Annotated in this window: 1 protein-coding gene; it reads right to left on the bottom strand. The window is 76.8% G+C overall.

The window, feature by feature from the left end; translation table 11 throughout:
- Window positions 1–144: 144 nt before the first annotated feature.
- A partial coding sequence (locus ACIQOV_RS38525; protein WP_401055444.1) for a prolyl oligopeptidase family serine peptidase occupies window positions 145–2168 on the bottom strand: 2024 nt, incomplete at its 5' end.

Genomic DNA, 2168 nt, shown 5'->3' with positions numbered 1-2168 from the left:
GTGTCTGACAATTCCCGCCGGGTGCGCGGCGTTGGGGCACGCACCTCGCCGCGTTGTCGTCGGTCGCCAATGCTCCGCAGTGGCTCCCTCCTCCGCCTTGCGATGCACGCACCCCAACGCCGCGCCCTGATCCGACGCGAATTGTCAGACACGCCCTAGGCCCAACGAGCGTCGCAGGAAGTGCAGTTCGTGGGTCAGCAGGTGCTCGACCACCGCCTCGTCGGTGGGCCGGTGGCCGGTGGCGCGCAGCGGGAGGACCTCGTGCGGGCGGCCGGCGGCGAGCAGGGCGGCGGACAGCCGCAGGGTGTGGGCCGGGTACACGTTGTCGTCGGCGAGGCCCTGGATCAGCAGCAGCGGGCGGTCGAGCTTCGGTGCCTCGGCGATCAGCGAGCCGCGGTCGTAGTGCTCGGGGTGCTCGTCGGGGTGGCCGAGGAAGCGCTCCTGCCAGTGGGTGTCGTAGAACCGCCAGTCGGTGGGCGCGGCTCCGGCGGAGGCGGCGTGGAAGACGTCCGGGCGGCGCAGTACGGCGAGCGCGGCGAGGTAGCCGCCGTAGGACCAGCCGCGGATGGCGACCCGGTCGAGGTCGAGCAGCCCGGGCCGCAGCCGGTCGGCCGCCCGCAGGCCCTCGACCTGGTCGTCGAGGGCGGGTCCCGCCTTGTCGCCGTGGATCGCCTCGTCCCAGCGCGGCCCGCGCCCGGGGGTGCCGCGGCCGTCCACCACGAGGACCGCGAAGCCCTGGTCGGCGAACCACTGGGAGACCTGGTCCCACCAGAGGCCGCCGGTGGTGGCCTTCTGCACGGCGGGTCCGCCGTACGGGTCGAGCAGGACGGGCAGCGGGCCGTCCCCGGGGCGGTGGCCGGCGGGCAGGAAGAGCGTGGCGCGCAGCTCGCGCGGGCCGAGCCGGAGCGGTTCGGGTGCGGCGGCGCGGACCGGCGGATCGGCGCGGGAGGCGAGCGGCAGCGCCGGGCGGCCCTCGCGCAGGACGGTGGAGCGGCCACCGGGGTGGCCGGGGGAACGGGTGGTGAGGACCAGCGTGCCGCCGCGCCGCACCCCGGTGTGCAGGCCGGGGCCGCTGCTGAGCCGTCGTGGTCCGGTGTCCGGTCCGTACGTCCAGAGGTGGGTCTCGGTGGGTTCGTCGGAGGCGGTGAACAGGATCTGCTCGCCGTCCGTCCCGAGCACCGCGCGCAGCTGGAGCCCGGGCGGGGTGACCGGCTTGCCGTCGACGGTCAGGTGCCGGGTGTCGTCCAGGTCGGCGGTGTCCACCAGGGCGCCGCCCCCGGTGCGGGCCGGCAGGCCGGGGAGCAGCTCGATCCAGTGCGCGTCCTGCCGCTCGGCGAGCACCCGGGTGGCGCCGTCCGGCCCGATCGCCAGGGTGCGGACGGTGCGCTGGTCGCGGCTCTGCACGGCGGCGTACGGGCCGTGGCCGTCCCAGCCGGCGGCGGTGAGGTACTCGAAGGCGGCGCGGTCCCAGCGGACCCCGGTGTCCGTGCCGTCGAGGCCGAGCAGCCGCAGCGAGACCTCGGCGTTGGCGGTGCCGGCCAGCGGGTAGCGGACGGTGCGCGGCGGGCGGTGCGGGTCGGCGGGGTCGGCCAGGAAGAGGCGGGCGAGCGGGCGGTTGTCGACCCGGGCGACCAGCAGTGCGGTGCCGTCGGGGGACCACCAGTGGCCGCGGTCGCGGAACATCTCCTCGGCGGCGACGTACTCGGCGAGCCCGTAGGAGACGTCCTCGGCCTCGGGTTCGGCGAGCGGACGGTCGTCCGTGCCGTCGACGCCGACCACCCGCAGGGCGCCAGCGGCGACGTAGGCGATGCGGCGGCCGGTCGGGTCGAGCCGGGGGTCCTGCGGCGGGCCGGGGACGGGGACGGCGCGGACGGTGCCGCGGGCGGTGTCGGCCAGCCACAGGGCGCCGTCCAGCGCGAAGGCGGCGAGCGCGCCGGCGGCGTCGGTGCTGTACCCGGCGATGCCCTCGGCGGCGCCCAGCACGGCCGGGTCCGCGATCAGCCGTTCCTCGCCGGTGGCGGTGTCCAGTGCCCAGAGGCAGGCGAGCGGGTCGGTGCCGGACCGGCCGCGCAGGAAGAGCACGGTGGTGCCGTCCGGCGAGGGCTCCGGCTGGACGGGAGCGCCCAGGGTGAACCGCCGGGTGCGGGCCAGCTGACGGGGTAAGGAGG

The sequence above is a fragment of the Kitasatospora sp. NPDC091257 genome (assembly GCF_044757675.1).
Classification (GTDB): Bacteria; Actinomycetota; Actinomycetes; order Streptomycetales; family Streptomycetaceae; genus Kitasatospora; species Kitasatospora lactacystinica.
The sequence above is the reverse complement of the archived record's forward strand: the minus strand, read 5'-3'. Positions and strand labels throughout refer to the sequence as shown.